Origin of the sequence: Candidatus Pelagibacter sp. HIMB1636 (assembly GCF_052047675.1) — a bacterium.
GTDB lineage: Bacteria > Pseudomonadota > Alphaproteobacteria > Pelagibacterales > Pelagibacteraceae > Pelagibacter.
Map to the genome: position 1 here is coordinate 1,188,024 of NZ_JBNAJP010000001.1, position 22,206 is coordinate 1,210,229.

The window sequence follows — 22,206 nt, forward strand, 5'->3', positions numbered from 1 at the left end:
GGGGCGATTAATTTCGCCCCTTTTATTTCTATTTAAGATCAAATATAAATCCCTTAATGTCAGCTAACTTTCATCCTTTAGTTTATATAATTGACTATATCCTTGGAATTATAATGTGGACTTTAGTTGGAAGAGTAGCAATGAATATCTTTCAAAGAGAAGACTCAAATTTTTTCTTTATGAAAGCTTTTGTAAAATTTACTAATCCTCTATTAAGAGTATTTAGACCTGTTACTCCTTCTTTCATAATTCAACCATTGGTACCTCTTTATGTGGCTTGGTTTTTTTTCATGATTAGATTTTATTTGATGCCTTGGATATTGGGATATTCAGTTATGGGAATGTTATCCTTCCCTCTTGAAAGTGAAATTTCTAGGCAGATTTATCAATTTTTTAATTCAATTAAATTTTAAAAATTGATACTAGTAAGTCTAGATATCAATGAAAAATATACAAATATCACCATCAATTTTATCAGCTGATTTTAGCCAATTAGGTACTGAGATAAAAAGACTTGAGGAAGGAGGAGCTGATATGATTCATGTAGATGTTATGGATGGACACTTTGTTCCAAACTTAACAATAGGTCCTCCAGTAATTAAAGCTCTCAGAAAACATTGTTCATTAAAATTCGATGTTCATTTAATGATTTCTCCAGTGCATAAATACATAGAAGCTTATGCGGATGCGGGTGCAGATATAATTACTGTACATCCAGAAGCAACTGATAATTTAGAAGATTCAATAAATAAAATAAAAGATCTAAAAAAAAAGGTAGGAGTTTCTCTCAATCCTGAAACAAGTATAGATTTAATTAACAATCTTTTAGATAAAATTGATTTAGTTTTAATAATGAGTGTAAATCCTGGGTTTGGTGGACAAAAATTCATGCCAGAAGTTTTAGAAAAAATTAAACAATTAAAAGAAATTAGAGAATTAGAAAAACTTAATTTTGATATTGAAATAGACGGTGGGATAAATTTTGATAATTGTAAAATAGCAATTGAAGCTGGTGCTAATATTCTTGTATCTGGTACAACGGTTTTTAAAAGCAATGATGGAGATATTAAAAAAAATATTAATTTATTAAAAACAAAATAAGTTAATGCAATCTCAAAATTCCTTAAATCTTTCTAATGGAATATTTTTTAAATTAAAATCTTCATTTAAAAAATTATATAAAAATTCAAATTTTTACGAGAAGCGAATTTCAAAAACCTTTGATAACAGTTTTGAATATAAACCAAGTCCTCATCTTTTATCTTCCATTATAAAATATCAGAAAAAAAAATATAAAATTGAAGATTTTGCAACTGAAGCCATCTGGCAAAAAAATATTTCCTCAAATGACTTTAAAAAACTAAATAATTTTTTTTGGTTTTTTAGTTTGGATTTAAAATCATCTAAAAAAGCCACACAATCAATTATCCTTAAATGGATTAATAAGAATGAAAAATTTGATGAAAATATCTGGGAATTCAATATTACTGCAAAAAGAATTATTGCTTGGCTTTCAAATCATCAGTTAACTTATGAAGATAGTAATGAAGAATATAGATTATTTTTTAATCATATGCTTCAAAAACAAACTAACCATTTGTTGAATGAAATCAAAAATTTAGATGAAACAGAAGAAAAACTTATTGGTTGTGCCGCAATAATTTTAACAGGTTTAGCATATAAAGATGAGAAAAATTATTTAGACAATGGTTTGAACATATTAAAAAATTTAATTAAACAATCTCTTGATAAACATGGTTTTCCCAAATCAAGAAATATTCAAAATTTAGTTTTTTATCTTAAATATCTCATCATTATTAGAGAGTGGTTTAAAGAATCACAAAATTCAATTCCAGAATATATTGATGAAACTATATATTATTTAGGATCCAGTTATGCTTTTATATGGCAAAACATAAAACAAGATATTTTTTTTAATGGAAATTATTCATCTAATTATCATGAATTTGATCAATATTTAAAAAGATTTGGATATACTTTTAAAAATCAAATCAATGAGTTAGCTGGATATACGATATTAAAAAATAAAAAGTTTATACTTGTAGCTGACATTGGTTCAAATCCTGAAAAAATATATACCAAAAATTATCAAGCAGGCGCCTTATCTTTTGAAGTTTTTTCTAATGATAAAAAATTAATTTCAAATTCTGGATATTATCCAGATGCAAAAAATAGATTAAATAAATTTTCCAAAAGTACTGCTTTACAAAGTACACTTTCAATTGAAGATTATTCTTCATGTGATTTTATTAAAGCTGGTAATAATTTTTTGATACAAAAAGATTTAAAAATTGAGAATAAAAATGTAGTTTTTGAGAAAAACTATTGGAAAATTTCAGCAAGTCATAATGGTTACTTCAAAAAGTTTAAATTAGATCATCATAGAGAAATAGAATTCTATCCTGAACAATTTAAATTTATTGGTCATGATAAAATAGTAAGAAAAGATCCTGATAAGCAAATTAAATTTGATATTAGATTTCATCTTCATCCAGACTCTAAAGTTATGAAAACACAAAATAATAAGTTTATATTAATTCAATTAGAAGATGAAGGTTGGCAATTTAGTTGTGATAACTATGATATAAATATTGATAATGGTTTATATTTCGGTAATAAAAATTCATATCAAGAAAACCAAAATATATATATTTCAGGCATGAATAATGAAATTGAACAAATAATTAGATGGGAAATAAGTAAAATTTAATGAAAAAAATAAAGACAGCTCTTATTTCTGTATCAGATAAAAATAATTTAAAACCAGTTTTAGAAATTTTAAAAAAATACCAAATAAAAATTATTAGTTCTGGTGGAACTTATAAAGAAATAAAAAAATTAAAATTTAATTGTTTAGAAGTATCTGATTTTACAGATTCTCCTGAAATTTTAGAGGGAAGAGTTAAAACCTTACATCCAAAAATACATGCAGGGATCTTAAATAAAAGAAATAATAAAACACATTTAAATGACTTAAAAAAAAATAATTTTGAAAATATTGATCTAGTAATTGTAAATTTTTATCCTTTTGAAAAAACTTTAGAAACTACAAATAATCATAAAAAAATAATTGAAAATATAGATGTAGGAGGTCCCACTATGGTTAGGTCTGCTGCTAAAAACTATGATGATGTAACGGTGATTACTTCTGCAGATCAATATCCAGAATTAATAGATGAAATGAGTAAAAATAATGGAGCTACATCATTAAATTTCAGAGAAAAACTATCAAGAACAGCTTTTACAAAAACTGCTTATTATGACTCGATAATCTCAAACTATTTTAATAAAAAAGCAAACATACACTTGCCAGATAAAAAAGTTTTTTCTGCAAATTTAATTGAAAAACTAAGGTATGGAGAAAATCCACATCAATTTAGTGGATATTATTCAAAAAATTTAAAAACTAATTTAAAACAACTTCACGGAAAGCAATTAAGTTATAATAATTATAACGATATTTTTGCTGCATTAACTATTTCAAAATCTTTACCAAGAAACAAAGGTACTGTAATTGTAAAACATGCAAACCCTTGTGGTGTATCAATAAATACAAATCCTATAGATAGCTATAAATCTGCATTAGCATGTGATCCTGTGAGTGCTTTTGGGGGAATTGTATCTTGTAACTTTAAAATAAGGAAAAATCTTGCAGTTGAGCTAAATAAACTTTTTTTAGAAGTAATAATTGCTAATGGTTTTGATGGTGATGCGCTAAAAATACTTAAAACAAAAAAAAATTTACGTGTAATTGATGCAACAAGTTATTTAGTTAGTGAAATTACAAAATTCACTTCATCAAATGAAGCAATATTAGTTCAATCTGAAGATTTAAAAATATTCAAAAATAAAGATTTTAAAGTTGTATCTAAAAGAAAACCAAACCCTAAGCTGCTTGGAAATCTAATTTTTGCTTTCAATGTTTGTAGATATGTCAAATCAAATGCAATTGTTCTTGCAAAAGATGATTCTATTGTTGGTATTGGATCAGGTCAACCGAGTAGATTAGATAGCTGTGAGATAGCAATTAATAAAATGAGAAAATTTAATTTATTTGGAGATAATTTGGTTGCAGCATCAGATGCTTTCTTTCCATTTGTGGATGGAATTGAAAAATTAGTTCAATCAGGAGTTCAAGCTGTAATTCAACCTTCTGGATCAATTAGGGATAAAGAAATAATTAAATTTGTAAACGAAACAGATACTATTCTGGTCTTTTCTAAGACAAGACATTTCAGACATTAGTAATTTTATCTATCTTAGCAGCTAAAATAAAATCATTTTCTGAGAGACCTTTAATGGCATGTGTTGTAATTTTAATTTCTGCATAACCCCAACCAAAATTTATGTCTGGATGATGACCCTCTTCCTCAGAAATTTTACCAACTTCATTAACAAAATTTTGACTTTTTAAAAAGTTTTCAAATTGAAATTTTTTAAATAGGAAAAATATTTTATTTGCATCTTCAGTAATATCCCAACCATCAACTTTCTTCTGATATTTATGAATTTCAGATACATCAAAAGGAAGAACTCCTCCCTCACAAGGCAAACATTTTTTAGTTAAAAGATCATCACTCATAAAATTTGGAGCGGGCAAAGGGGGTCGAACCCTCGACCTTCTCGTTGGCAACGAGACGCTCTACCACTGAGCTATGCCCGCATTTAAATTCTTATTATAAGTACGAGGTTTTATATTTGCAAGAATTAAGATTGGTCTTTAATAATTTATTCTCTATAAAAGTTTAAAAATTTTTTTTAAAAATAAAGTAATTTAAGTGAATAATATTAATTATATTTATAATAAATCTAATTTATTTCTTATTTTATTTATTCTTATTCTAATGTTGGAAAGTTTTGATCATCAATTTGGATGGGGTTTAAATCAAATGTTTCCGAAATTCTATTTTGTAACTTTTGGAACAATTTATGAGGGTTGGAATAAATCTATTTGGCATGAAAATGGCTTAGTTGAAAATCTTCAAGTTGTAATTTTATTTTTTGTAATCACGATATTAATAAATTTTTATATAAAATTAAAAAATTTAGAGGAAAATTCAAATTTAAAATCTTTTATTATATTTGAGATAGTATGCTTATTTTATTTTTTACTTGAAGAAATAAGCTGGGGACAACAAATATTTAAATTTGCAACATTCGATTTGTTTATGCATGTTGATAGCTTATTATACAATAAACAAGGTGAGACAAATTTGCATAACATATCTAATTTGTTTAACGAAGTACCAAGAGCTCTAGTTCTAATATGGTGCATTATGCCAATTATTTTAAATAAAAAATTAAAATTAAAAGAAAGTTTTGTTTTAAAAGTTATATGCCCATCTGAAAAACTTTATATTTTAAGTATTATAACAATCATGTTTTTTCTTCCTGATTTTATAATAAGTAAATTCAATCTTATTGATTATTCAAACCTACATATTATTGAAAATGGTGTATTTATAAAATTTAATCTAAATATGTTGTTTTTAATTAGTGTAAGTACTAATTATTTAAGATTATCAGAACTTCAAGAACTTTTATATTGTTATTATTTTTTATGGCATTCAATTTACTTAAAAAATTTAAATATTAAATAATCTTATTTTATGGGAAATTTTTATAATTACTTTAATTCTATAAAAGATAGATTAGGCATTAGAAAAAAATCATTTTCAATGATATTCGAATATCTTGATAAACAGGAAGGACCTATAAATATTGTTGAAACTGGATGTTTACGAATAGAGAATAACTTTGAAGGAGATGGTCAAAGTACTTTACAATTTGACAAATATACTCTGAGTAGAGAAAATGGATCTAAAGTTTATACTGTAGATATTAACCCTAATGCAACTAAAGTTTGTAAATCAGTTGTAAGTAAAAATGTAGAAGTAAATACTGGTGATAGTGTTACATATTTAGTTGAATTGATGGAAAGATTTAATAAAGAGAATAAAAAAGTAACTTTATTTTACTTGGATTCGTTTGATGTTGATTGGCAATCCTCAGATCGGTCAGCTGCACACCATCTTAAAGAGCTAACTGCTATAATAAACCATATATCTGAAAAAGCATTAGTAGTAGTTGATGATGCTCCAATATTAATGCCCATGAAAATAGAAAACAACAGATACATTCCTATTTCTAATAAACCTGCTCCTGGACCTTTCATAGGTGGCAAGGGATATTTAGTAAATGAATTCGCTAATGCTTATGGGGCCAAAATATATTTTTCAGATTACCAAACTGCCTGGTTAGGTTTTAAAAAATAATATTCTCTTCAAATTTATAATCCTGAAGCAATTTGAGACTTAAGGTGTTAAGGTTTGAAGGTTGCGAGATGAAAAGATTTATAAATATTGTTATTTTATAAATATTTACTATCTTACATAATATGCAAAATAAATTGCCAAAAACTATTCCAATATTCCCATTAAGCAACTTTATTATATTTCCCAAAACTACAGTTCCTTTGAATATATTTGAACCTCGCTATATAGATATGATTAATGATAGTATGAAAACAAACAAAATAATAGGAATGATACAGCCAAAATTAACTAGTTACAAAGAAACTAAACCTAAGCTTCATAAAGTTGGCTGCATAGGTAAAATAACGAGTTTTAGAGAAACAGAAGATGGAAGATATCTTATTGAATTAAAGGGAATAGTAAGATTTAATTTAGTTAAAGAATTAGAAACTGAAACGAAGTATAGAATTTTGAGTATAAATTATGATGGTTTTATTCAGGATTTAGAAAACAAAAAAGAAGATCTTAAATTTTCAGATTTAGAGTTAATCTTCAAAGACCTAAAGTCTTTATTTGAAAAAAAAGGCTTTATCATTAATTGGAAAGCACTAGAAAAACAAAGTTTAGATGAAACAATTAACGCCTTAGCTATGGCCTCACCTTTTTCTCTTGAAGAGAAACAAGTTTTATTGGAAGCTCAAAATTTAGATATTAGAAAAAATAAAATTGCTGAGATATTAAAAACTTATACTCACGATATCTATGAAAATAACACTATTCAATAATCAATAATTCAAACCATTATCTGCTATTCGTTTGAGCATGTTATTTATAAAATTTTTGTTTCCTATATATTTTAAAGAATTCAAAAGAAAATTATTCTTAGTCTTACTCTCGTAGTTAAAAAATTCGTAAATAAAGTCAATTCCGTTTGAAAAAATAAAATTTCTATGTCTTATATTTTTTTGAAATTCTTGATTAACAGAAATATTTAATTGTAGTCCAAGATCTATTTTATTTTGAATTATCTCTAATAAAGTTTTTATATCTCTAATTGTCATATTAAAGCCTTGTCCAGCTAAAGGGTGTATTTTGTGAGTTAATTCACCAAAAGCCAGGATATTTTTATAATAGTAATTTCTTAAACTTGCAGACAATAATTCAAATGAAGATATTTTTTTAATTTTTTTAATTTTATATTTTGGATTATGTAAGCTTATAAGTTCTATTAAATTTTCATTTTTAATTTTAGCAGTATTTTTTATAGAATAAACAACAGAAGTTTCTTTGTCAGAAATAGGTAAAAATGCCAAAGGTCCAATCTTTGTAAATACTTGTCTTGCAATTTTATTATCTATTTTCTCGTGTTCTAGTATTAAAGTGTAAGCTAAGCTTTTATATTTTTTGATAATTTTTTTACTAAAAAATTTTTTTGCAATCAAATTTGTGAAATTTAAATTTATTAAAAGATTGTATTTGTTATGAATATTTTCTAAATTTATTTTATTATGTATTTTAAAAAATTTATTTTTTTTGAGACTTTTTTCTAAAATATTATAAAGATCAAAACTTCTAACCATTGAAAAAAGTTCTTGATTATTATTTTGAAACTCTAATAATTTTTCTTTATTTAGTTTATCAGAAAGAATTTCTATTTTATTCAATTTCCAGATTATTTTATCAATATTGACTATATTATTATTAAAATATTCAACGTTACTTTTAGCAATACCAATAGTTCTAGATTGATCGATTGATTGTTTTTTTTTATCTTTTAAAATATCTACATGTATATTCTTATTAACTAAAGCTTTTGCTAAAGTTAAACTAGTTAGACCACTTCCTATTATACAAATCCTCATATTATTTTTAATTTTAACAACAAAAATTAGATGATACAAAGTGGTATAATTGATTTGTATAAATGGACATTAAAAAAACAGCTAATTTATTACTTAATTTTAGTTTAATGAGATTAGCAGAAATATCTGGAATCATTATTTTCTTTGCTGGTATTCTCTTATTAATTGCACTTTTTTCATATTCACCTGAGGACCCTAACTTTATTTTTCCTAAAGACACTGAAATTAAAAATTTATTAGGTTTTCAGGGAAGTTTTATTTCTGATCTGTTTTTTCAATCTTTTGGATTTATTGCTTATCTAATTTCTTTCACATACATAATTACTGGAATTAATATATTTCGATTAAAGGAATTTTTTTTAATAGTTGAAAATACCTTTATAGCAATATTATATATTATAATTGGAACGTTATTTTTAAACCATTTTTATTCTGATGCTTTTACATTTTACATAAATGGAAATGGTGGTTTTGTAGGAGAATATTTTGGACAAACTTTTTTAAACACAATAATTCTTACAAATGAAACATTAATTTACTATGTTCTAATTATACTGATAATTACTTTATTTTTATTAAGTGTAAATTTTCACCCTGTTAAATTTTATAATTTTTTCATTAAAATTTTTAAATTTTTTAATAAAAAAGAAAATAAATCTTACACTGATAAAAGTGAACTTATAAGTGAATATATTCCTCAAGAGGAAATTAAAAACTTAATACAAGAAGACTTGCCATTTATCAAAGCAGAAAATAAATCAAATTCTAAAAATAATTTTCAATTACCAAAAATAGAATTATTAAAAGTTCCAACTAAGAAAGAAAGAGAAAACTCAAATAAAAATGAAACTAATGACCCTAAATTTTTAGAAAAAATTCTAATGGACTTTGGAGTTAAGGGCGAAATTCAAAAAGTAAGTCATGGTCCAGTTGTAACTCTCAATGAATTTGAGCCAGCTGCTGGCGTAAAAGTTTCTAAAATTATAAATTTATCAGATGATATTGCTAGAAATACTAGTTCTGAATCTGCTAGAATTTCAACTATACCAGGCAGCAATACTGTAGGAATTGAATTACCAAATAATTCAAGAGAAAACGTTTATCTAAGTGAAATTCTAAATAACGCTGATTTTAAAAAGAAGGAAACTAAATTACCAATAGCTCTTGGTAAAAATATTTCTGGAATACCTATTGTAGGAGATCTTTCTTCTATGCCGCATTTGCTGATAGCTGGTACTACAGGTTCAGGAAAATCAGTTTGCATTAATACAATTATTTTATCACTTCTTTACCGTCACACACCTGAAAGGTGTAAGTTTATATTAATTGATCCTAAAATGCTTGAGCTTTCAACATATGAAGGCATACCACACTTACTGTGCCCTGTAATAACTGAAGCTAAAAAAGCTGCGTCAGTTCTTGGTTGGGTAGTAAAAGAAATGGAGAGTAGATACAGGTTGATGACAAAAGAAGGAGTTAGAAATATCGATGGTTACAATGCGAAGCATAAACTTCCAATGCCCTACATAGTAGTGGTGGTAGATGAAATGTCAGACCTAATGTTAGTGGCAGGAAAAGAGATAGAAAACTATATACAAAAATTATCTCAAATGGCTAGAGCTGCTGGAATACATATTATTATGGCTACGCAAAGACCAAGTGTTGATGTCATAACAGGTACAATTAAAGCTAATTTTCCAACAAGAATATCTTTTCAAGTGACTTCAAAAATAGATAGTAGAACAATTTTAGGTGAACAAGGAGCAGAGCAGCTATTAGGAAAGGGTGACATGCTTTATATGTCATCTGCTAACCGAATAGTAAGAATTCATGCTCCATTTGTTTCAGATAATGAGATAGAGAAAATAAACAATTTTTTAAGATCACAGGCGGAACCAGATTATATTGATGAAATCTTGAATTTTGCTGACGAAAAAGAGTTGAGTTCAAATACAGATCAAGGTGATAAAGATGAATTATATCAACAAGCTGTTGAAATAATTAGATCTGAAGGAAAAGCATCTACCTCGTTTTTACAAAGAAAACTTCAAATTGGGTACAATAGAGCTGCACGAATAATAGATATGATGGAAGCTGATGGAATTGTTAGCAAAGCAAATCATGTGGGTAAAAGAGAAGTTCTTTGATGTTGAGATTTTTGCTATTGGTTTATCTAATTAGTTTTTCTAGTGAAGTAAATGCAAATAATAAAAATCAAATAATTAATAAATTAAAAGATACTTTAAATTTAAATTTTGACTTTGAACAAAATATTAATGGAAAAATAGAATTGGGTAATTGTACAATTCAATATCCAAAAAAAATGTTTTGTGATTATGAAAATAGAAATAAAGTCATAGTTTCAAATGGAAAATCTTTAGTTATTAAGTCTACTTCAAGCTATTACAGGTATCCATTGGATAAAACACCATTGAATTTTATTTTAGATAAAAATTTCTTACTAAAAAAAATATCCGAATTAAATGAAGAAATTATTAATAATTCTCTGGTCAAATTTATAATAAAAGAAAACAATCAATCAATAGAGATTTTTTTTGATGTAAATAAACATAACTTAATTGGCTGGCAAACTAAGGATATTTATCAAAATATTGCTGTCACACTTCTTTATTCAGTTAAATCAAATCAAATTGTTGACGAAAATATATTTAAAACTCCTCTTCAAAATTAAATTTTAACAATTTCTGATTTAAATATTTTCATTCCTCTAGCTAGATAATTATTAAGTGCATTTTTATGATCCAAAGAACACGTATGAAGCCAAACTCTCTCTACATTTTGTTGAAATGATTTTTTAATGGCATCTGATAATAAAAATGATCCTAATTTTTTATTTTGATATTCCTCTAATATTCCAAAATAGGCTATTTCAACTTCTTTCTTTTCAGGATGAATAATTAATTCAAAAAAACCAACTAAATCATTTTTATTTTTTAACACAAATGTTTTAACATTTTTATTAGAAACATATTTGATCCACTGTTCTTCTGTCCATATTAATCTATCAACCCACTTGTGTTTTTTTCCAATATTTTTATAAAAAAATTTATTTAACTGAAAATCAGTAGGTTCAATCAAGTTAACTTGGTAATCTTCCGAAGGTGGTTCACCATCTTTTAAATCATGCAATGAGTTTATTTCTAGATAATTTCTTTTAACTTCTTCTGTCACTCGACCATTTTTCCAACAACTTCACCACCAAATAAATGAAAATGTAAATGAGGAACTTCTTGGCCACCATGTTCACTAATATTAGCTAGCGCCCTATAACCCTGGCCTACTTCTGTTGAAATACCTAGCTTTTTTGCAACTATATTAATACCTTTCAAAAGACCTACCATCTCTTCTGAAGATGCATTCATACTAAAATCATCAAGATCTATATATTTTCCCTTAGGGATTACTAAAGCATGAACTTTTTTTTGTGGGTTGATATCATGAAATGACAAAACATAATCATCTTCGTAAATTTTATTACAGTGCATCTCTCCACGTAAAATTTTAGCAAAAATATTATTGTCATCGTAGCTCATTTTTTCCTTTTTTCTAATTCTTCCATTACTTCTTCAATTTTTATATCATTAGCTTCTAAATACATTAATAAATGATAAAATACGTCAGCTGCTTCATGAATTTTATTTGTATTTTCCTCTATAGCTTCAATTAATTCATCAATTTCTTCTAAGACCTTTGCTTTACTAAGAGATTTGTCTGTAAGCAATTTGTTTGTATAAGAACCTTCAACTGGATTAATTTTTCTTTCTCTTGCAAGTTTAATTAAATTTTCTAATGTATTAAGCATATTAAATTCTAACAGGTATTCCTTTTGAATCCAGATATTCCTTCGCTTCTTTTACAGAGTGTTTGCCATAATGAAATATTGATGCTGCTAAGACTGCACTAGCATTTCCCAATTTAATTCCATCAACTAAATGATCCAGATTCCCTACTCCCCCTGAAGCAATGACAGGAATATTTACCTTGGATGAAATTTTAGACATAAGCTCAATATCATAACCTACTTGCGTGCCATCTCTATCCATAGATGTAACAAGCAACTCACCTGCTCCGCTACTTTCCATTTTAAATGCAAATTCTATTGCATCAATTCCAGTATTATTTCTTCCACCATGTGTAAAAATTTCCCATTTATCTGCATTTTTTTTTGCATCAATAGCCACCATAATACATTGTGAACCAAATTTTTTTGAGCTTTCAACTACTACCTCAGAATTTTGAACTGCTGCCGTATTAATAGAAACTTTATCTGCTCCACAATTAAGTAATTTATTAATATCTTCAACACTTCTAACCCCTCCTCCAACTGTTAATGGAACAAAGCATTTTTTTGAAGTTTTCTCTACAACATCATAAATTGTATCTCTATTTTCATTTGATGCAGTGATATCCAAGAAACAAATTTCATCCGCTCCTCCATCAGAATAAATTTTAGCCTGTTCAACTGGATCTCCTGCATCCTGCAGATCAACGAAGTTAATTCCTTTTACAACACGACCATTTTTAACATCTAAACAAGGTATTATTCTATTCTTAAGCATCTACTTCCTTAGCTAATTCATCCAATTTAATATCACCATCATAAATAGCTTTTCCAACTATAATACCTTCGATATTACTATTATTTAACTCCTTAGCTTTTTTAATATCTAAAATTGATGAAACTCCACCAGATATAATTACAGGACAATTTGAGGTATCCGCAACTTTAAATGTCTCCTCGAAATTAGGACTTTGCTTCATTCCATCTCTATTGATATCAGTATAAATGAGTCTACTTACTCCATATTCATTTACTTCTTTTAAGTAATCTAAAGTCAATTGATTTGAATTTTCTTTCCAACCAGAAACAGACAAATAACCGTCTTTGGCATCTAAACCTAAGGCAATTTTGTCTGGAAATATTTTACAAGCTTCTTTTAAAAAATTTTTGTCTTTTATGGCAGCACTTCCTAAAATAACTTTTTCAACACCAACATCAGTATATTTCTGAATACTTTTAAAATTTCTTACACCTCCACCAATCTCAATTTTAAGATCAAATTTAGTAACTATTTCTTGAATAATATCTAAATTTACTATTTCACCAGTTAATGCCCCATCTAAATCAACTATGTGTAAGTTTTTAAAACCATGATCTTTATATTTTCTAGCTTGTTCAATTGGAGACATTTCATATTCAGTTTTATTATCAAAGTCTCCTTTAACTAACCTCACGCACTTTTTGTCTTTAATATCTATTGCTGGAAATATCTTCATTATAAATTTATAAAATTATCAATTATTTTGAGCCCAATTTTATCGCTTTTTTCAGGGTGAAACTGTGTTCCAAAAATATTTTCTTTTTCAACTGAACAAACGATATTTGAAGAATAATCTGTAGTTGCAGAAATCACATTTTTATCTTCTGGAATAAACTCATAACTGTGTACAAAGTACATGTGAGATTTATTATCAATACCTTTAAAAATTTTACTATTTTTTGTTATATTAATTTCGTTCCAGCCAATGTGTGGAAGTTTATATTTTCCATTTTGATTGTCTATTTTTGATACTTTACCTGCAATCCAACCGAGTCCCTTTGTTTCTCTTTCTTCAAAACCTATGTCCGCAAACATTTGTAAACCAACGCAAATTCCTAGAAGTGGTTTTTTATTACTTATTGCAAATTCATTTAATATATCTACCAAGCCATCGATTTTACCAAGTGCATCAACACAACTTTTAAACGAACCCTGGCCTGGCAGAACTACCTTATCAGAAGATTTAATCTTGTTTAAATCTGAAGTTACTTCAATATTCACCTTATTTTTGGCAACTTCCTTAAATGAGTTTATTACCGAGCTTATATTACCCGAATTATAATCAACAATAATGACGTTCATTAAACTTATAATGAGCCTTTAGTTGATGGAATACTTTTTTTGCTTCTAGAATCCATCTCTAATGCCTCTCTTAATGACCTTGCTAATGCTTTGTAACAAGACTCAATAATGTGGTGACTGTTATCACCATAAATATTTTCTACATGCATTGTAATACCTGCGGCTTGTGAAAATGCCTGGAACCATTCCTTAAATAGTTCTGTATCCATCTCACCAAGTTTCTCAACTTTTAATTTTACTTTCCAAATTAAATAAGGTCTGTTTGAAACATCTATTGCAACTCTGGTTAATGTTTCATCCATAGGAATGACTCTGTGTGCGTATCTTTTAATACCTACAAATTTATTTGCAGCTTTTTTTAAGGCTTCACCAATTGCAATTCCTGTATCTTCAGTTGTGTGGTGAAGATCAATATGAGTATCACCTTTTGCTTTTACTTTTAAATCTATCAAAGAATGCTTTGATAATTGCTCAAGCATGTGATCTAGAAAGCCTATTCCAGTATCGATTTGGTATTTACCTTTACCGTCAATGTTTAATTCAACATTGATACTGGTTTCTTTTGTTTTTCGAGATACTTTTCCTTTTCTAGCCATATATTTTAAATGGTATACATACTTAATCCAACTATATCAATATTAGTGTAAAGACTTGAAGTATCAAAAATAGTTACCATTTATTAGTTATGACAACAATTGTACTAGTTAGAAAAAATAATGAAGTTGTAGTTGCTGGTGATGGACAAGTAAGCATGGGAAATACTGTTGTTAAAAGCACAGCTTCAAAAGTTAGAAAAATTGAAAAAAGGGATGTTGTTGCTGGATTTGCAGGATCAACAGCTGATGCACTAACTTTGTTTGAAAGACTAGAAGGAAAGTTAGAAAAACATGCGGGCAATTTATCTAGAGCAGCTGTCGAGCTGGCAAAAGATTGGCGAACAGATAAATATTTAAGAAGATTAGAGGCACTAATGGCTGTAGGTGATAAGAACAATAGTTATATAATTTCTGGAACTGGGGATGTTCTTGAACCAGAAGGTGATGTAATAGGTATAGGTTCTGGTGGGAATTATGCTTTAGCAGCTGGAAAAGTTTTAATGGAAGGTAATTTGACTGCAGAGGAAGTGGCTAAAAAAGCAATTAAAGTTGCAGCTGACATTTGTGTTTTTACAAATGAAAATGTTAAGATTGAAAAAATATAATGGATAATTCAAACGTAACACCTTTGCACCCTAAAGAAAAAACTAAAAAAGAAGAAGCCTCTTTAGTAAGTGCCCTTTCACCAAGAGAAATAGTATCTGAGTTAGATCGTTTTGTTGTTGGACAAAATAAAGCGAAAAAAGCTGTTGCTATTGCATTAAGAAATAGGTGGAGAAGACAGGCTTTAAAAGGTGAAATGAAAAATGAAGTTTTGCCAAAAAATATATTAATGATTGGACCAACTGGGGTTGGTAAAACAGAAATTTCTAGAAGACTCTCAAAACTTGCTGAAGCACCCTTTGTAAAGGTAGAAGCAACAAGATTTACAGAGGTTGGATACGTTGGAAGAGATGTTGAGCAAATTGTTAGAGATTTAATTGAAATTGCAATTGCTATGGAAAAAGTAAAAAAAAGAAAAGAAGTATACGCAAAAGCTCAAAAAGCTGCCGAAGAAAAGGTTTTAGATGCGTTAGTTGGAAAAAAAGCAAGTCTTGCAACAAGAGAAAGTTTTAGAAAAAGACTTAGAAATGGCGATTTAGACGACAATGAAATTGAGATAGCTGTAAGCGATACAGGTTCTAATGGTACCTCCTTTGAAATTCCAGGAATGCCAGGTGCTAATGTTGGAATGATTAATATTGGAGATATGATTGGAAAATCAATGGGACCCAAAGAAAAGAAAAAGAAAATGACTGTTAAAGAATCTCATGAAATTTTAATCAATGATGAATCTGACAAATTAATAGAACAAGATAAAATTATTAAAGCTGCAAAACTATCAACTGAAAATAACGGGATAGTATTTCTAGATGAAATAGATAAAATTTCAGCAAGAACTGATAGGGTTGGAGGTGACGTATCTAGAGAAGGAGTTCAAAGAGATCTATTACCTTTAATTGAAGGAACAACAGTAAATACAAAACATGGTCCAATAAAAACAGATCATATTTTATTTATTGCCTCTGGTGCATTTCAACTTGCAAAACCCTCTGATTTACTTCCAGAATTACAAGGAAGATTGCCAATAAGAGTAGAACTAGAAGCATTAACTAGTGACGATTTTAAAAGAATACTTAGAGAGCCAGACTTTAGTTTAATTAAACAATATATAGCTTTGTTAAAGACTGAGAATGTTGATCTCGAATTCTCAGATGATGGGATAGATACGATTGCAAATATAGCCTCTGAAGTAAATGCAACAGTAGAGAACATTGGTGCAAGAAGACTTCATACTATAATTGAAAAAATATTAGATGATATAAGCTTCACAGCAACTGATAGAGCTGGAGAAAAGATTGTAATTAATAAAGAGTATATTAATAAAAATCTCGATAACCTTGTTAAAGATACTGATCTTTCTAAATTTATCCTATAGATTTATTTTTTTTTAAAAGAATATAAAAAGCGCCACTACCTCCATCTTCAACAGTAGCATCTTGTATATCATTTATAACTTTCATTAGATTGTGATTATTATTAATAAATTCAGGCACTGAATATTTCAAAATACTCAAATCTTTTGAAACATACGGATCTTTATCAACATCTGAGTGAAGTCCTTTTCCGGTAACAACGATTAATTTATTTACTTTTTCCTCATACGCTTTTAATATAAATTTCTCTATGGCATTATTTGCTTGTTCTAACGTATATCCATGAAGATCAATAGTTCTTACTTTTGGTATATTCTGCTTTTGTGGTTTAAAATCTTTGTTAGGTAACTTGTCTTTGCTTGAAAGAAATGTTTGCCAATCCTTTTTATCTTTATTTGAAATACTATCGTTCAATTAAGTTAGTATATTAACTAGCTGCCAATTTGGATTAGATGATGTAGTGTCTCTTGAAAAAACCCATGTATCATATATTTTTTTAATTTTTTCTGGATCTCCAGATACAATTTTTTTTTCTTTATCTCTAATGCAAGTGATTACCTCGCCAATAAAATCTACGGTTACATTTAGTATATTGCCAATTTTTTTATGTTCTTTAATTTCAGCTTTGTTAACGCCTATAAATGTAATCTCTGCAAAATGCCCTCTTTTTGCTCTTTCTTTTAATGCATTATCAAATTGATTAAATATATCTTTGTTTAATAAAGGTTTTGCAGATGTGATTTTGTTGTCTTTATCACTAAAATCAGTAATAATCGTTTCATATGCTATTCTAGCTCCTTTTAAAAATTCTTTTTGAGCTTCATCATCAAATTTTTCTTTTGTTTTTACAGGTTGGTCTATTTTGATATTTTTTAAAACTTCTTTGAACTGGGCTGGTGTTTTCCCCTCAAAACCAGTTCTTTTACCAAGAATACCTCTTAGTCTTAGAAATATAAAACCTGCGATCATTGCAAGTAAAATGATATCAATATACTCGAAACTATAATTCATCATTAGATAGTAATTACTCTGTTGATTAATTTCAACCGGCAATTTAGATTAAGGACAAATGAGCTCAATATTATTTTTAATTATTTTTGTTCCCCTAGTTGAAATATATCTTTTTATTAAAATAGGAAGTCAAATTGGAGCAATTACAACAATTTTACTTATATTTTCAACAGCTATTCTTGGAATTTATTATGCTAGATACGAAGGATTAAATACTCTAAAGGCCGGTTTCCTTCAACTAAGTAGAAATGAAACCCCTGCATACGAAGTTGTATCTGGAGCTGCAATTGCTTTTGCAGCCTTCCTTTTGATTATTCCTGGATTTGCCACAGACTTTTTAGGTTTTTTATTAATCTTTCCAATAAGTAGAAAATTAATATTTAATAAATTTTCAAAAAAATTTGATAAAAAAAAAGGAAAAAATAATTTTATTGATGGAGAATTTGAAGATATAGAAGATCGAGATGACAAAAAACTATAAAATTTTAACCAAATTTATTAAAGACCTATCAAGTGAAACTCCTGATGTAGACACATTTTTATTTGTTAAAGATAATATTGCAAACTATGCACTGAATATTGATATCAAGTCTAATGTACTTAAAGAAAAGATAATACAAATTGAAACAACACTTAGATACTCAGATAAAAGTCAAAATTCAAAAAAATCTATGTTTGAAATGGTTTATGTTACAGTAATAAGATTAACTGATGGGGCTAAAGGAAAAGAAACTTTAGGAAAAATTGTATTATGCGATGTACAAAAAGAAATTTATCCTGAATTAGAAAAAGTTTTTCTTAATGTTCTTCATGGATCAGGATACGAAGAACTCAATTTTACCAAAAAAATTGATTTCGACGAACTTTATAGAAAAAATCAAGGTTAAAAAAAATTTTTTTTTAAATATTCCTTTAAATATTTTTTGTGATTTTCAATTTCTACTTTAGTGGGATTAATTATTTTTTTATAGTATTCTATGTTTTGTTTAGTTAATTTCTTTGTGTCTTGATTTGATATATCAAAGTTTAAACTTGGTTCTCTTTGGTCAAGTAAATTAATATAAACCTTTGCCAATAAGTCACAATCTATTAATGCTGTGTGGTGTGCTCTTCTAGAATTATCGATTCTAAATCTTTTACATAAAGCATCTAAGTTAACTTGAGAGCCTGGATACTTATCTCTTGCTAATGTTAATGTATCAATTACTTCGTTATAAATTTTATTTTTTCCAAATAACTTTAGTTCATTATTTAAATGGGCTAAGTCAAATTCTGCATTGTGTATAATTAGTCTTTTATCATCAATAAATTTTAAAAAATCATCTGCCACCTCACTAAATTTTTTTTGCTTTGATAGGAATTCATCAGAATAACCATGCACCTGAAAGGCTTTTTCAGAAACTTTTCTTTCAGGATTAAGATAACAGTGAAATTTATTTTTTGTGGGTATTAAATTATCTAATTCTATACAGCCAATTTCAACAATTCTGTGGCCATCTTTTACAGATATACCTGTTGTTTCAGTATCTAAAATTATTTCTTTCATTTAAGAAATTTTTTTTAAAATTTTTTTTATTTCTTTTTTAACAGGTTTTTCTATGAAAGTATTTTTAATTATGAAATGTGATTTTTTCTTTTTATAACTTGGGCTATATTGTATTTTCCGAAATAAATTTATTATTTTAATATTATAATTTAATCTTTTTTTAATTCTTTTATTAATATCTGCTTTTTTGGACTCAACAAAAACTAAAACATCATCTCTATTAAAAATTTTATTTTCAATTAATAAAGGTATATCCAAAATAACAAATTTTTTATTTTTATTTTTTTTTAAAAATATGTTTAATTTTTTTCTGATTTCTTCGTGTACAATATTAATTATTTTTTTTAGATTATTTTTATTATTTAATATTGCTTTTGTAATTTCATTTTTATTTATAGGAAAGGTATTTATATATTTGGGTAATTTTTTTTTAAGTTTTAAATAAATCTTTCTTTCTTTTTTATATATTTTAGATACTTCATGATCTGCATTAAAAACTGGATATCCAAAATTATTAGCTACGAACGTCTTTCCTGACCCAATATCTCCAAGTATACCTATTCTAACCATTATTTAATAAATTAAGAATTTTATCGTCTACACTCGGCTCTAGATCATGCCACAATTTAAATGCTTCAAAAGCTTGATAAATAAACATAAATTTACCATTTTCCGTTTGATTTCCCAATTTTTTTCCCTCTTTTAAAAAATTAGTTTCACTAGGATTGTAAATTACATCATAAAACAACTTACCATCACCAATATTGTCTGTGTTTATATTGATGGTTTCATTATTCAAACCTAAGCTAGTTGCATTAATAATTATATCAAACTCTGGTATTTGACCCCAATTTACAATATTTATTTTATTAAATTGAGTTTTTAAATTTTCAGCTTTTTTATAAGTTCTATTGCTTACGGTTATTTTGGATACTTCCATTTTATTTAAAGCAAAAATTATTGATGGAACCACCCCTCCAGCGCCTAGGATTAAAATTTTTTTATCTTTTACTGTATAATTTAATTTGTTTATAGCTTTTTGGAAACCGCCAATATCTGTATTGTGACCAATCAGATCACCATTATGAAAAGATATTGTGTTTACTGACTGTGTTTGTTCTGCTTCTAAACTTAATTTGTCTACAAAAGGAATTACGGTTTTTTTGAATGGAACAGTTACATTACAACCATTTATTTCTTGATTTTTAATTTTAAGAATAAAATTTTCAATTTCATTTTCTTCAAGTTTAATTTTTTCATATACTGCATTGATATTATTTTGTTCTAACCAAAGGTTGTGTAATTTTGGAGACAAAGAATGATTAATTGGATTTCCAATTACGAAATATTTTTTCATTTTTGCAAATTTAAATATTCTTTGATTTTTTTTATAGGTAGGCCCATTATTGTGTCTTCATCCCCTTCTATACTACTAAATAAATTTCTACCCTCACCCTCAATTTGATAAACATTATAAGCATAAAGATTTTCATCTGTTATTTTAGACAAATATTCTTTTAATTCCGAATCTGAAAAATTTTTCATTATTAAGATTGCTTTATCAGTGTAATTCCAAATCATTGAACCATTTTTTGAAATACAGACAGAACTTATTAAAAAGTGGGATTTTCCGTTAAGTTTTTTTAATATGGTCATTGCCTCTTCTCTATTCTCAGGTTTTGAAATTAACTCTCCATTCAGATCAATTATACTGTCTGCTCCTAGTACTATTTTATCTTGCATTTTAGCACTAATTTTATTTGCTTTTAACTCTGCCAGATTTTTTGAAATGATTTCTGGACTAGCATTTTCCTTAAGTAAAGATGATTTTATAATATCTTCATCAACATTTGAGGGTTCCACAATACTTTCTATATTATTTTTATCTAAAATATCTTTTCTTACTTTACTTTTTGACGCTAGAATAATTTTATTTAACATTGTTTGAATATATTTCGTGTATTTTAATTATAGAGGCAGCGGTTTCTTCAACAGATTTTCTCGTTACGTCTATTAGTGGCCATTTATATTTTTGAAATGTCTTTTTTGCTTGAAGAACCTCTTTTTTTATACTCTCTAGATTGGTATAATCTATACTTTCTGTTTCTTTTAATGAATTCATTCTATTTTTTCTTAAATCTGCGAGTCTTTCGGGTTCTGTGCTTAATCCAACAACACAAGTTATATGGGGATTTTCTTTAAGTTTTTTTGGAAGAGAATTTTCATTTACTAAAGGGATATTTGAGGTTTTAAAACCTTTGTTGGCCAGATAAATTGACGTTGGTGTTTTACTGGTTCTGCTAACTCCAACAAGAATAATATCAGATTTTTCAACCTCACTTATTAGATTACCATCATCATGGTTCATAGTGAATTGAATTGCTTCAATTCTATCATAATATTCATCATTTAAAACATGTTGCCCGCTTGGTTCGTGTGAAGCTTTCTGATTTAAAATTTTAGAAAAATTTAAAATTAAATTACCCAAAACTCCAAAACAAGGAATCTTTCTTTTTTCACTTTCATTAGATAAATATTTGGCAAGGTTGTTATCTACAATAGTATATAAAATTATTGAATTTTCATTTTTTTTAGAATCTTCTAAAATTTTTAAAATTTGATTTTCTGTTCTTGTAAATGAGTAAGAATGAACTTTATAATCTATATTTAAAAATTGTGCTTTAAGAGCCAAGAATATTCTATCCAAAGTTTCGCCAGTAGAATCAGAAATTAAATAAATTTGATATGTATTATTCATAAATAAATTGTTAACAAACGTGTATTATTTTAATTAAATTATACAATTTTAAATTTCTCCAATAACATCTGTAAAACATGACTTTTATTAACAATATTAATAAATAAGCTAAAACAATCCACAAAAATTGAGACAATCAAAAAAGCTTCATTTTAAACAATTTTAATCATCAAACATGTTGGTAAATTGTGAATATAATGTTTAAAAAAAATAATCTTCTTTATTCACAAGATATATTAATACTACAATAATTTATAA

The 22,206-nt window shown here is 27.0% G+C and carries 29 protein-coding genes and 1 tRNA gene; 13 read left to right on the forward strand and 17 right to left on the reverse strand.

Annotated features, from left to right (window positions below):
* The first annotated feature begins 56 nt into the window (after window positions 1-56).
* Genes ACTTA6_RS06230 through purH form a run of 4 tightly spaced genes read left to right on the forward strand, consistent with a single transcriptional unit; the run spans window position 57 to window position 4,266 of the window.
* Entirely contained in the window at window positions 57-413 is a 357-nt protein-coding gene (locus ACTTA6_RS06230; RefSeq protein WP_440613624.1) for a hypothetical protein, read from the forward strand.
* A 28-nt stretch (window positions 414-441) separates the two neighbouring features.
* On the forward strand, window positions 442-1,101 hold the full coding sequence (gene rpe, locus ACTTA6_RS06235; RefSeq protein WP_440613623.1) for a ribulose-phosphate 3-epimerase: 660 nt from the start codon (window positions 442-444) through the stop codon (window positions 1,099-1,101).
* A gap of 4 nt (window positions 1,102-1,105) precedes the next feature.
* A complete protein-coding gene (locus ACTTA6_RS06240; RefSeq protein WP_440613622.1) occupies window positions 1,106-2,731 on the forward strand; it encodes a heparinase II/III domain-containing protein in 1,626 nt (541 codons plus the stop codon).
* Entirely contained in the window at window positions 2,731-4,266 is a 1,536-nt protein-coding gene (gene purH / locus ACTTA6_RS06245) for a bifunctional phosphoribosylaminoimidazolecarboxamide formyltransferase/IMP cyclohydrolase (protein ID WP_440613621.1), read from the forward strand. Before ACTTA6_RS06240 ends, purH begins: the two co-directional genes overlap by 1 nt.
* Here the strand turns inward: purH and ACTTA6_RS06250 are convergent.
* Together ACTTA6_RS06250 and ACTTA6_RS06255 are read right to left on the reverse strand one after the other, a co-directional pair.
* Entirely contained in the window at window positions 4,256-4,603 is a 348-nt protein-coding gene (locus ACTTA6_RS06250; protein WP_440613620.1) for a 4a-hydroxytetrahydrobiopterin dehydratase, read from the reverse strand. The two genes, purH and ACTTA6_RS06250, sit on opposite strands and share 11 nt — an antisense overlap.
* A 6-nt stretch (window positions 4,604-4,609) precedes the next feature.
* Window positions 4,610-4,684, reverse strand: a tRNA-Gly gene (locus ACTTA6_RS06255).
* Between the two features lie 181 nt (window positions 4,685-4,865).
* Between ACTTA6_RS06255 and ACTTA6_RS06260 the strand changes: the two genes are divergently transcribed.
* The 3 genes from ACTTA6_RS06260 (at window position 4,866) to ACTTA6_RS06270 (ending at window position 7,060) form a co-directional block, all read left to right on the forward strand.
* The gene (locus ACTTA6_RS06260) at window positions 4,866-5,621 is read left to right on the forward strand and encodes a hypothetical protein (RefSeq protein WP_440613619.1); all 756 of its coding nucleotides are present in this window, start codon (window positions 4,866-4,868) and stop codon (window positions 5,619-5,621) included.
* A gap of 9 nt (window positions 5,622-5,630) precedes the next feature.
* Window positions 5,631-6,296, forward strand: a complete 666-nt coding sequence (locus ACTTA6_RS06265) for a hypothetical protein (protein WP_440613618.1) — start codon at window positions 5,631-5,633, stop codon at window positions 6,294-6,296.
* 122 nt (window positions 6,297-6,418) lie between these two features.
* Entirely contained in the window at window positions 6,419-7,060 is a 642-nt protein-coding gene (locus tag ACTTA6_RS06270; RefSeq protein WP_440613617.1) for an LON peptidase substrate-binding domain-containing protein, read from the forward strand.
* On the opposite strand, the gene ACTTA6_RS06275 is transcribed toward ACTTA6_RS06270, so the two are convergent.
* Window positions 7,061-8,137, reverse strand: coding sequence for a ubiquinone biosynthesis protein UbiB (locus tag ACTTA6_RS06275; RefSeq protein ID WP_440613616.1), 1,077 nt, complete (start codon window positions 8,135-8,137; stop codon window positions 7,061-7,063).
* Window positions 8,138-8,199: 62 nt separating this feature from the next.
* Here ACTTA6_RS06275 and ACTTA6_RS06280 point away from each other — a divergent pair, with 62 nt between their 5' ends.
* Window positions 8,200-10,284 (forward strand): DNA translocase FtsK, encoded by a 2,085-nt coding sequence (locus ACTTA6_RS06280; RefSeq protein ID WP_440613615.1) that lies wholly within the window; start codon window positions 8,200-8,202, stop codon window positions 10,282-10,284.
* The gene (locus ACTTA6_RS06285; protein WP_440613614.1) at window positions 10,284-10,829 is read left to right on the forward strand and encodes a LolA family protein; all 546 of its coding nucleotides are present in this window, start codon (window positions 10,284-10,286) and stop codon (window positions 10,827-10,829) included. Before ACTTA6_RS06280 ends, ACTTA6_RS06285 begins: the two co-directional genes overlap by 1 nt.
* Here the strand turns inward: ACTTA6_RS06285 and ACTTA6_RS06290 are convergent.
* Genes ACTTA6_RS06290 through hisB form a run of 7 tightly spaced genes read right to left on the reverse strand, consistent with a single transcriptional unit; the run spans window position 10,826 to window position 14,657 of the window.
* Window positions 10,826-11,329: a GNAT family N-acetyltransferase gene (locus ACTTA6_RS06290; protein ID WP_440613613.1), complete on the reverse strand. Its 504-nt coding sequence runs from the start codon at window positions 11,327-11,329 to the stop codon at window positions 10,826-10,828. The two genes, ACTTA6_RS06285 and ACTTA6_RS06290, sit on opposite strands and share 4 nt — an antisense overlap.
* Window positions 11,326-11,691 (reverse strand): HIT domain-containing protein, encoded by a 366-nt coding sequence (locus ACTTA6_RS06295; RefSeq protein ID WP_440613612.1) that lies wholly within the window; start codon window positions 11,689-11,691, stop codon window positions 11,326-11,328. Before ACTTA6_RS06295 ends, ACTTA6_RS06290 begins: the two co-directional genes overlap by 4 nt.
* Window positions 11,688-11,960, reverse strand: a complete 273-nt coding sequence (gene hisE, locus ACTTA6_RS06300) for a phosphoribosyl-ATP diphosphatase (RefSeq protein WP_440613611.1) — start codon at window positions 11,958-11,960, stop codon at window positions 11,688-11,690. Before hisE ends, ACTTA6_RS06295 begins: the two co-directional genes overlap by 4 nt.
* Before the next feature lies 1 nt (window position 11,961).
* The gene (gene hisF, locus ACTTA6_RS06305) at window positions 11,962-12,717 is read right to left on the reverse strand and encodes an imidazole glycerol phosphate synthase subunit HisF (protein WP_440613610.1); all 756 of its coding nucleotides are present in this window, start codon (window positions 12,715-12,717) and stop codon (window positions 11,962-11,964) included.
* The gene (gene hisA / locus ACTTA6_RS06310) at window positions 12,710-13,435 is read right to left on the reverse strand and encodes a 1-(5-phosphoribosyl)-5-[(5-phosphoribosylamino)methylideneamino]imidazole-4-carboxamide isomerase (RefSeq protein WP_440613609.1); all 726 of its coding nucleotides are present in this window, start codon (window positions 13,433-13,435) and stop codon (window positions 12,710-12,712) included. Before hisA ends, hisF begins: the two co-directional genes overlap by 8 nt.
* A complete protein-coding gene (hisH, locus tag ACTTA6_RS06315) occupies window positions 13,435-14,061 on the reverse strand; it encodes an imidazole glycerol phosphate synthase subunit HisH (RefSeq protein ID WP_440613608.1) in 627 nt (208 codons plus the stop codon). Before hisH ends, hisA begins: the two co-directional genes overlap by 1 nt.
* Window positions 14,062-14,066: 5 nt before the next feature.
* Entirely contained in the window at window positions 14,067-14,657 is a 591-nt protein-coding gene (hisB, locus tag ACTTA6_RS06320; protein ID WP_440613607.1) for an imidazoleglycerol-phosphate dehydratase HisB, read from the reverse strand.
* Window positions 14,658-14,746: 89 nt separating this feature from the next.
* Here hisB and hslV point away from each other — a divergent pair, with 89 nt between their 5' ends.
* Together hslV and hslU are read left to right on the forward strand one after the other, a co-directional pair.
* Complete coding sequence (gene hslV, locus ACTTA6_RS06325) at window positions 14,747-15,262, forward strand: ATP-dependent protease subunit HslV (protein WP_440613606.1); 516 nt, start codon at window positions 14,747-14,749, stop codon at window positions 15,260-15,262.
* Window positions 15,262-16,635: an ATP-dependent protease ATPase subunit HslU gene (hslU, locus tag ACTTA6_RS06330; RefSeq protein WP_440613605.1), complete on the forward strand. Its 1,374-nt coding sequence runs from the start codon at window positions 15,262-15,264 to the stop codon at window positions 16,633-16,635. Before hslV ends, hslU begins: the two co-directional genes overlap by 1 nt.
* Here hslU and ACTTA6_RS06335 read toward each other — a convergent pair.
* Complete coding sequence (locus tag ACTTA6_RS06335) at window positions 16,625-17,047, reverse strand: Smr/MutS family protein (RefSeq protein WP_440613604.1); 423 nt, start codon at window positions 17,045-17,047, stop codon at window positions 16,625-16,627. The two genes, hslU and ACTTA6_RS06335, sit on opposite strands and share 11 nt — an antisense overlap.
* Window positions 17,048-17,644, reverse strand: a complete 597-nt coding sequence (locus ACTTA6_RS06340) for a Tim44/TimA family putative adaptor protein (RefSeq protein WP_440613603.1) — start codon at window positions 17,642-17,644, stop codon at window positions 17,048-17,050.
* Window positions 17,645-17,702: 58 nt separating this feature from the next.
* Here ACTTA6_RS06340 and ACTTA6_RS06345 point away from each other — a divergent pair, with 58 nt between their 5' ends.
* Together ACTTA6_RS06345 and ACTTA6_RS06350 are read left to right on the forward strand one after the other, a co-directional pair.
* Complete coding sequence (locus ACTTA6_RS06345) at window positions 17,703-18,125, forward strand: FxsA family protein (RefSeq protein ID WP_440613602.1); 423 nt, start codon at window positions 17,703-17,705, stop codon at window positions 18,123-18,125.
* A complete protein-coding gene (locus ACTTA6_RS06350; RefSeq protein WP_440613601.1) occupies window positions 18,109-18,531 on the forward strand; it encodes a protein-export chaperone SecB in 423 nt (140 codons plus the stop codon). Before ACTTA6_RS06345 ends, ACTTA6_RS06350 begins: the two co-directional genes overlap by 17 nt.
* On the opposite strand, the gene dnaQ is transcribed toward ACTTA6_RS06350, so the two are convergent.
* From dnaQ to ACTTA6_RS06375, 5 genes are read right to left on the reverse strand one after another with little or no spacing between them, the layout of a single operon-like run.
* On the reverse strand, window positions 18,528-19,190 hold the full coding sequence (dnaQ, locus tag ACTTA6_RS06355) for a DNA polymerase III subunit epsilon (RefSeq protein ID WP_440613600.1): 663 nt from the start codon (window positions 19,188-19,190) through the stop codon (window positions 18,528-18,530). The two genes, ACTTA6_RS06350 and dnaQ, sit on opposite strands and share 4 nt — an antisense overlap.
* Window positions 19,191-19,760 (reverse strand): dephospho-CoA kinase, encoded by a 570-nt coding sequence (coaE, locus tag ACTTA6_RS06360; protein ID WP_440613599.1) that lies wholly within the window; start codon window positions 19,758-19,760, stop codon window positions 19,191-19,193.
* Window positions 19,753-20,547: a shikimate dehydrogenase gene (gene aroE / locus ACTTA6_RS06365; protein ID WP_440613598.1), complete on the reverse strand. Its 795-nt coding sequence runs from the start codon at window positions 20,545-20,547 to the stop codon at window positions 19,753-19,755. Before aroE ends, coaE begins: the two co-directional genes overlap by 8 nt.
* A complete protein-coding gene (locus tag ACTTA6_RS06370; RefSeq protein ID WP_440613597.1) occupies window positions 20,544-21,131 on the reverse strand; it encodes a Maf family protein in 588 nt (195 codons plus the stop codon). Before ACTTA6_RS06370 ends, aroE begins: the two co-directional genes overlap by 4 nt.
* Window positions 21,121-21,948, reverse strand: coding sequence for a pyruvate, water dikinase regulatory protein (locus ACTTA6_RS06375; protein ID WP_440613596.1), 828 nt, complete (start codon window positions 21,946-21,948; stop codon window positions 21,121-21,123). The genes ACTTA6_RS06370 and ACTTA6_RS06375 overlap by 11 nt, the downstream gene beginning before the upstream one ends.
* Window positions 21,949-22,206 lie beyond the last annotated feature (258 nt).

What these genes read in the sequence shown, in the direction of transcription:
- hisH (WP_440613608.1), bottom strand. Translation starts at nt 14,061, where the DNA reads ATGAACGTCATTATTGTTGATTATAATTCGGGTAATATAAGCTCGGTA.
- dnaQ (WP_440613600.1), bottom strand. Translation starts at nt 19,190, where the DNA reads ATGAAAGAAATAATTTTAGATACTGAAACAACAGGTATATCTGTAAAA.
- ACTTA6_RS06280 (WP_440613615.1), top strand. Translation starts at nt 8,200, where the DNA reads ATGGACATTAAAAAAACAGCTAATTTATTACTTAATTTTAGTTTAATG.
- ACTTA6_RS06345 (WP_440613602.1), top strand. Translation starts at nt 17,703, where the DNA reads ATGAGCTCAATATTATTTTTAATTATTTTTGTTCCCCTAGTTGAAATA.
- ACTTA6_RS06370 (WP_440613597.1), bottom strand. Translation starts at nt 21,131, where the DNA reads ATGTTAAATAAAATTATTCTAGCGTCAAAAAGTAAAGTAAGAAAAGAT.
- ACTTA6_RS06295 (WP_440613612.1), bottom strand. Translation starts at nt 11,691, where the DNA reads ATGAGCTACGATGACAATAATATTTTTGCTAAAATTTTACGTGGAGAG.
- hisB (WP_440613607.1), bottom strand. Translation starts at nt 14,657, where the DNA reads ATGGCTAGAAAAGGAAAAGTATCTCGAAAAACAAAAGAAACCAGTATC.
- ACTTA6_RS06285 (WP_440613614.1), top strand. Translation starts at nt 10,284, where the DNA reads ATGTTGAGATTTTTGCTATTGGTTTATCTAATTAGTTTTTCTAGTGAA.
- rpe (WP_440613623.1), top strand. Translation starts at nt 442, where the DNA reads ATGAAAAATATACAAATATCACCATCAATTTTATCAGCTGATTTTAGC.
- hslV (WP_440613606.1), top strand. Translation starts at nt 14,747, where the DNA reads ATGACAACAATTGTACTAGTTAGAAAAAATAATGAAGTTGTAGTTGCT.
- hisE (WP_440613611.1), bottom strand. Translation starts at nt 11,960, where the DNA reads ATGCTTAATACATTAGAAAATTTAATTAAACTTGCAAGAGAAAGAAAA.
- ACTTA6_RS06270 (WP_440613617.1), top strand. Translation starts at nt 6,419, where the DNA reads ATGCAAAATAAATTGCCAAAAACTATTCCAATATTCCCATTAAGCAAC.
- coaE (WP_440613599.1), bottom strand. Translation starts at nt 19,760, where the DNA reads ATGGTTAGAATAGGTATACTTGGAGATATTGGGTCAGGAAAGACGTTC.
- ACTTA6_RS06260 (WP_440613619.1), top strand. Translation starts at nt 4,866, where the DNA reads ATGTTGGAAAGTTTTGATCATCAATTTGGATGGGGTTTAAATCAAATG.
- aroE (WP_440613598.1), bottom strand. Translation starts at nt 20,547, where the DNA reads ATGAAAAAATATTTCGTAATTGGAAATCCAATTAATCATTCTTTGTCT.
- hisA (WP_440613609.1), bottom strand. Translation starts at nt 13,435, where the DNA reads ATGAAGATATTTCCAGCAATAGATATTAAAGACAAAAAGTGCGTGAGG.
- hslU (WP_440613605.1), top strand. Translation starts at nt 15,262, where the DNA reads ATGGATAATTCAAACGTAACACCTTTGCACCCTAAAGAAAAAACTAAA.
- ACTTA6_RS06240 (WP_440613622.1), top strand. Translation starts at nt 1,106, where the DNA reads ATGCAATCTCAAAATTCCTTAAATCTTTCTAATGGAATATTTTTTAAA.
- ACTTA6_RS06275 (WP_440613616.1), bottom strand. Translation starts at nt 8,137, where the DNA reads ATGAGGATTTGTATAATAGGAAGTGGTCTAACTAGTTTAACTTTAGCA.
- ACTTA6_RS06375 (WP_440613596.1), bottom strand. Translation starts at nt 21,948, where the DNA reads ATGAATAATACATATCAAATTTATTTAATTTCTGATTCTACTGGCGAA.
- ACTTA6_RS06350 (WP_440613601.1), top strand. Translation starts at nt 18,109, where the DNA reads ATGACAAAAAACTATAAAATTTTAACCAAATTTATTAAAGACCTATCA.
- ACTTA6_RS06230 (WP_440613624.1), top strand. Translation starts at nt 57, where the DNA reads ATGTCAGCTAACTTTCATCCTTTAGTTTATATAATTGACTATATCCTT.
- ACTTA6_RS06340 (WP_440613603.1), bottom strand. Translation starts at nt 17,644, where the DNA reads ATGAATTATAGTTTCGAGTATATTGATATCATTTTACTTGCAATGATC.
- ACTTA6_RS06265 (WP_440613618.1), top strand. Translation starts at nt 5,631, where the DNA reads ATGGGAAATTTTTATAATTACTTTAATTCTATAAAAGATAGATTAGGC.
- hisF (WP_440613610.1), bottom strand. Translation starts at nt 12,717, where the DNA reads ATGCTTAAGAATAGAATAATACCTTGTTTAGATGTTAAAAATGGTCGT.
- ACTTA6_RS06250 (WP_440613620.1), bottom strand. Translation starts at nt 4,603, where the DNA reads ATGAGTGATGATCTTTTAACTAAAAAATGTTTGCCTTGTGAGGGAGGA.
- purH (WP_440613621.1), top strand. Translation starts at nt 2,731, where the DNA reads ATGAAAAAAATAAAGACAGCTCTTATTTCTGTATCAGATAAAAATAAT.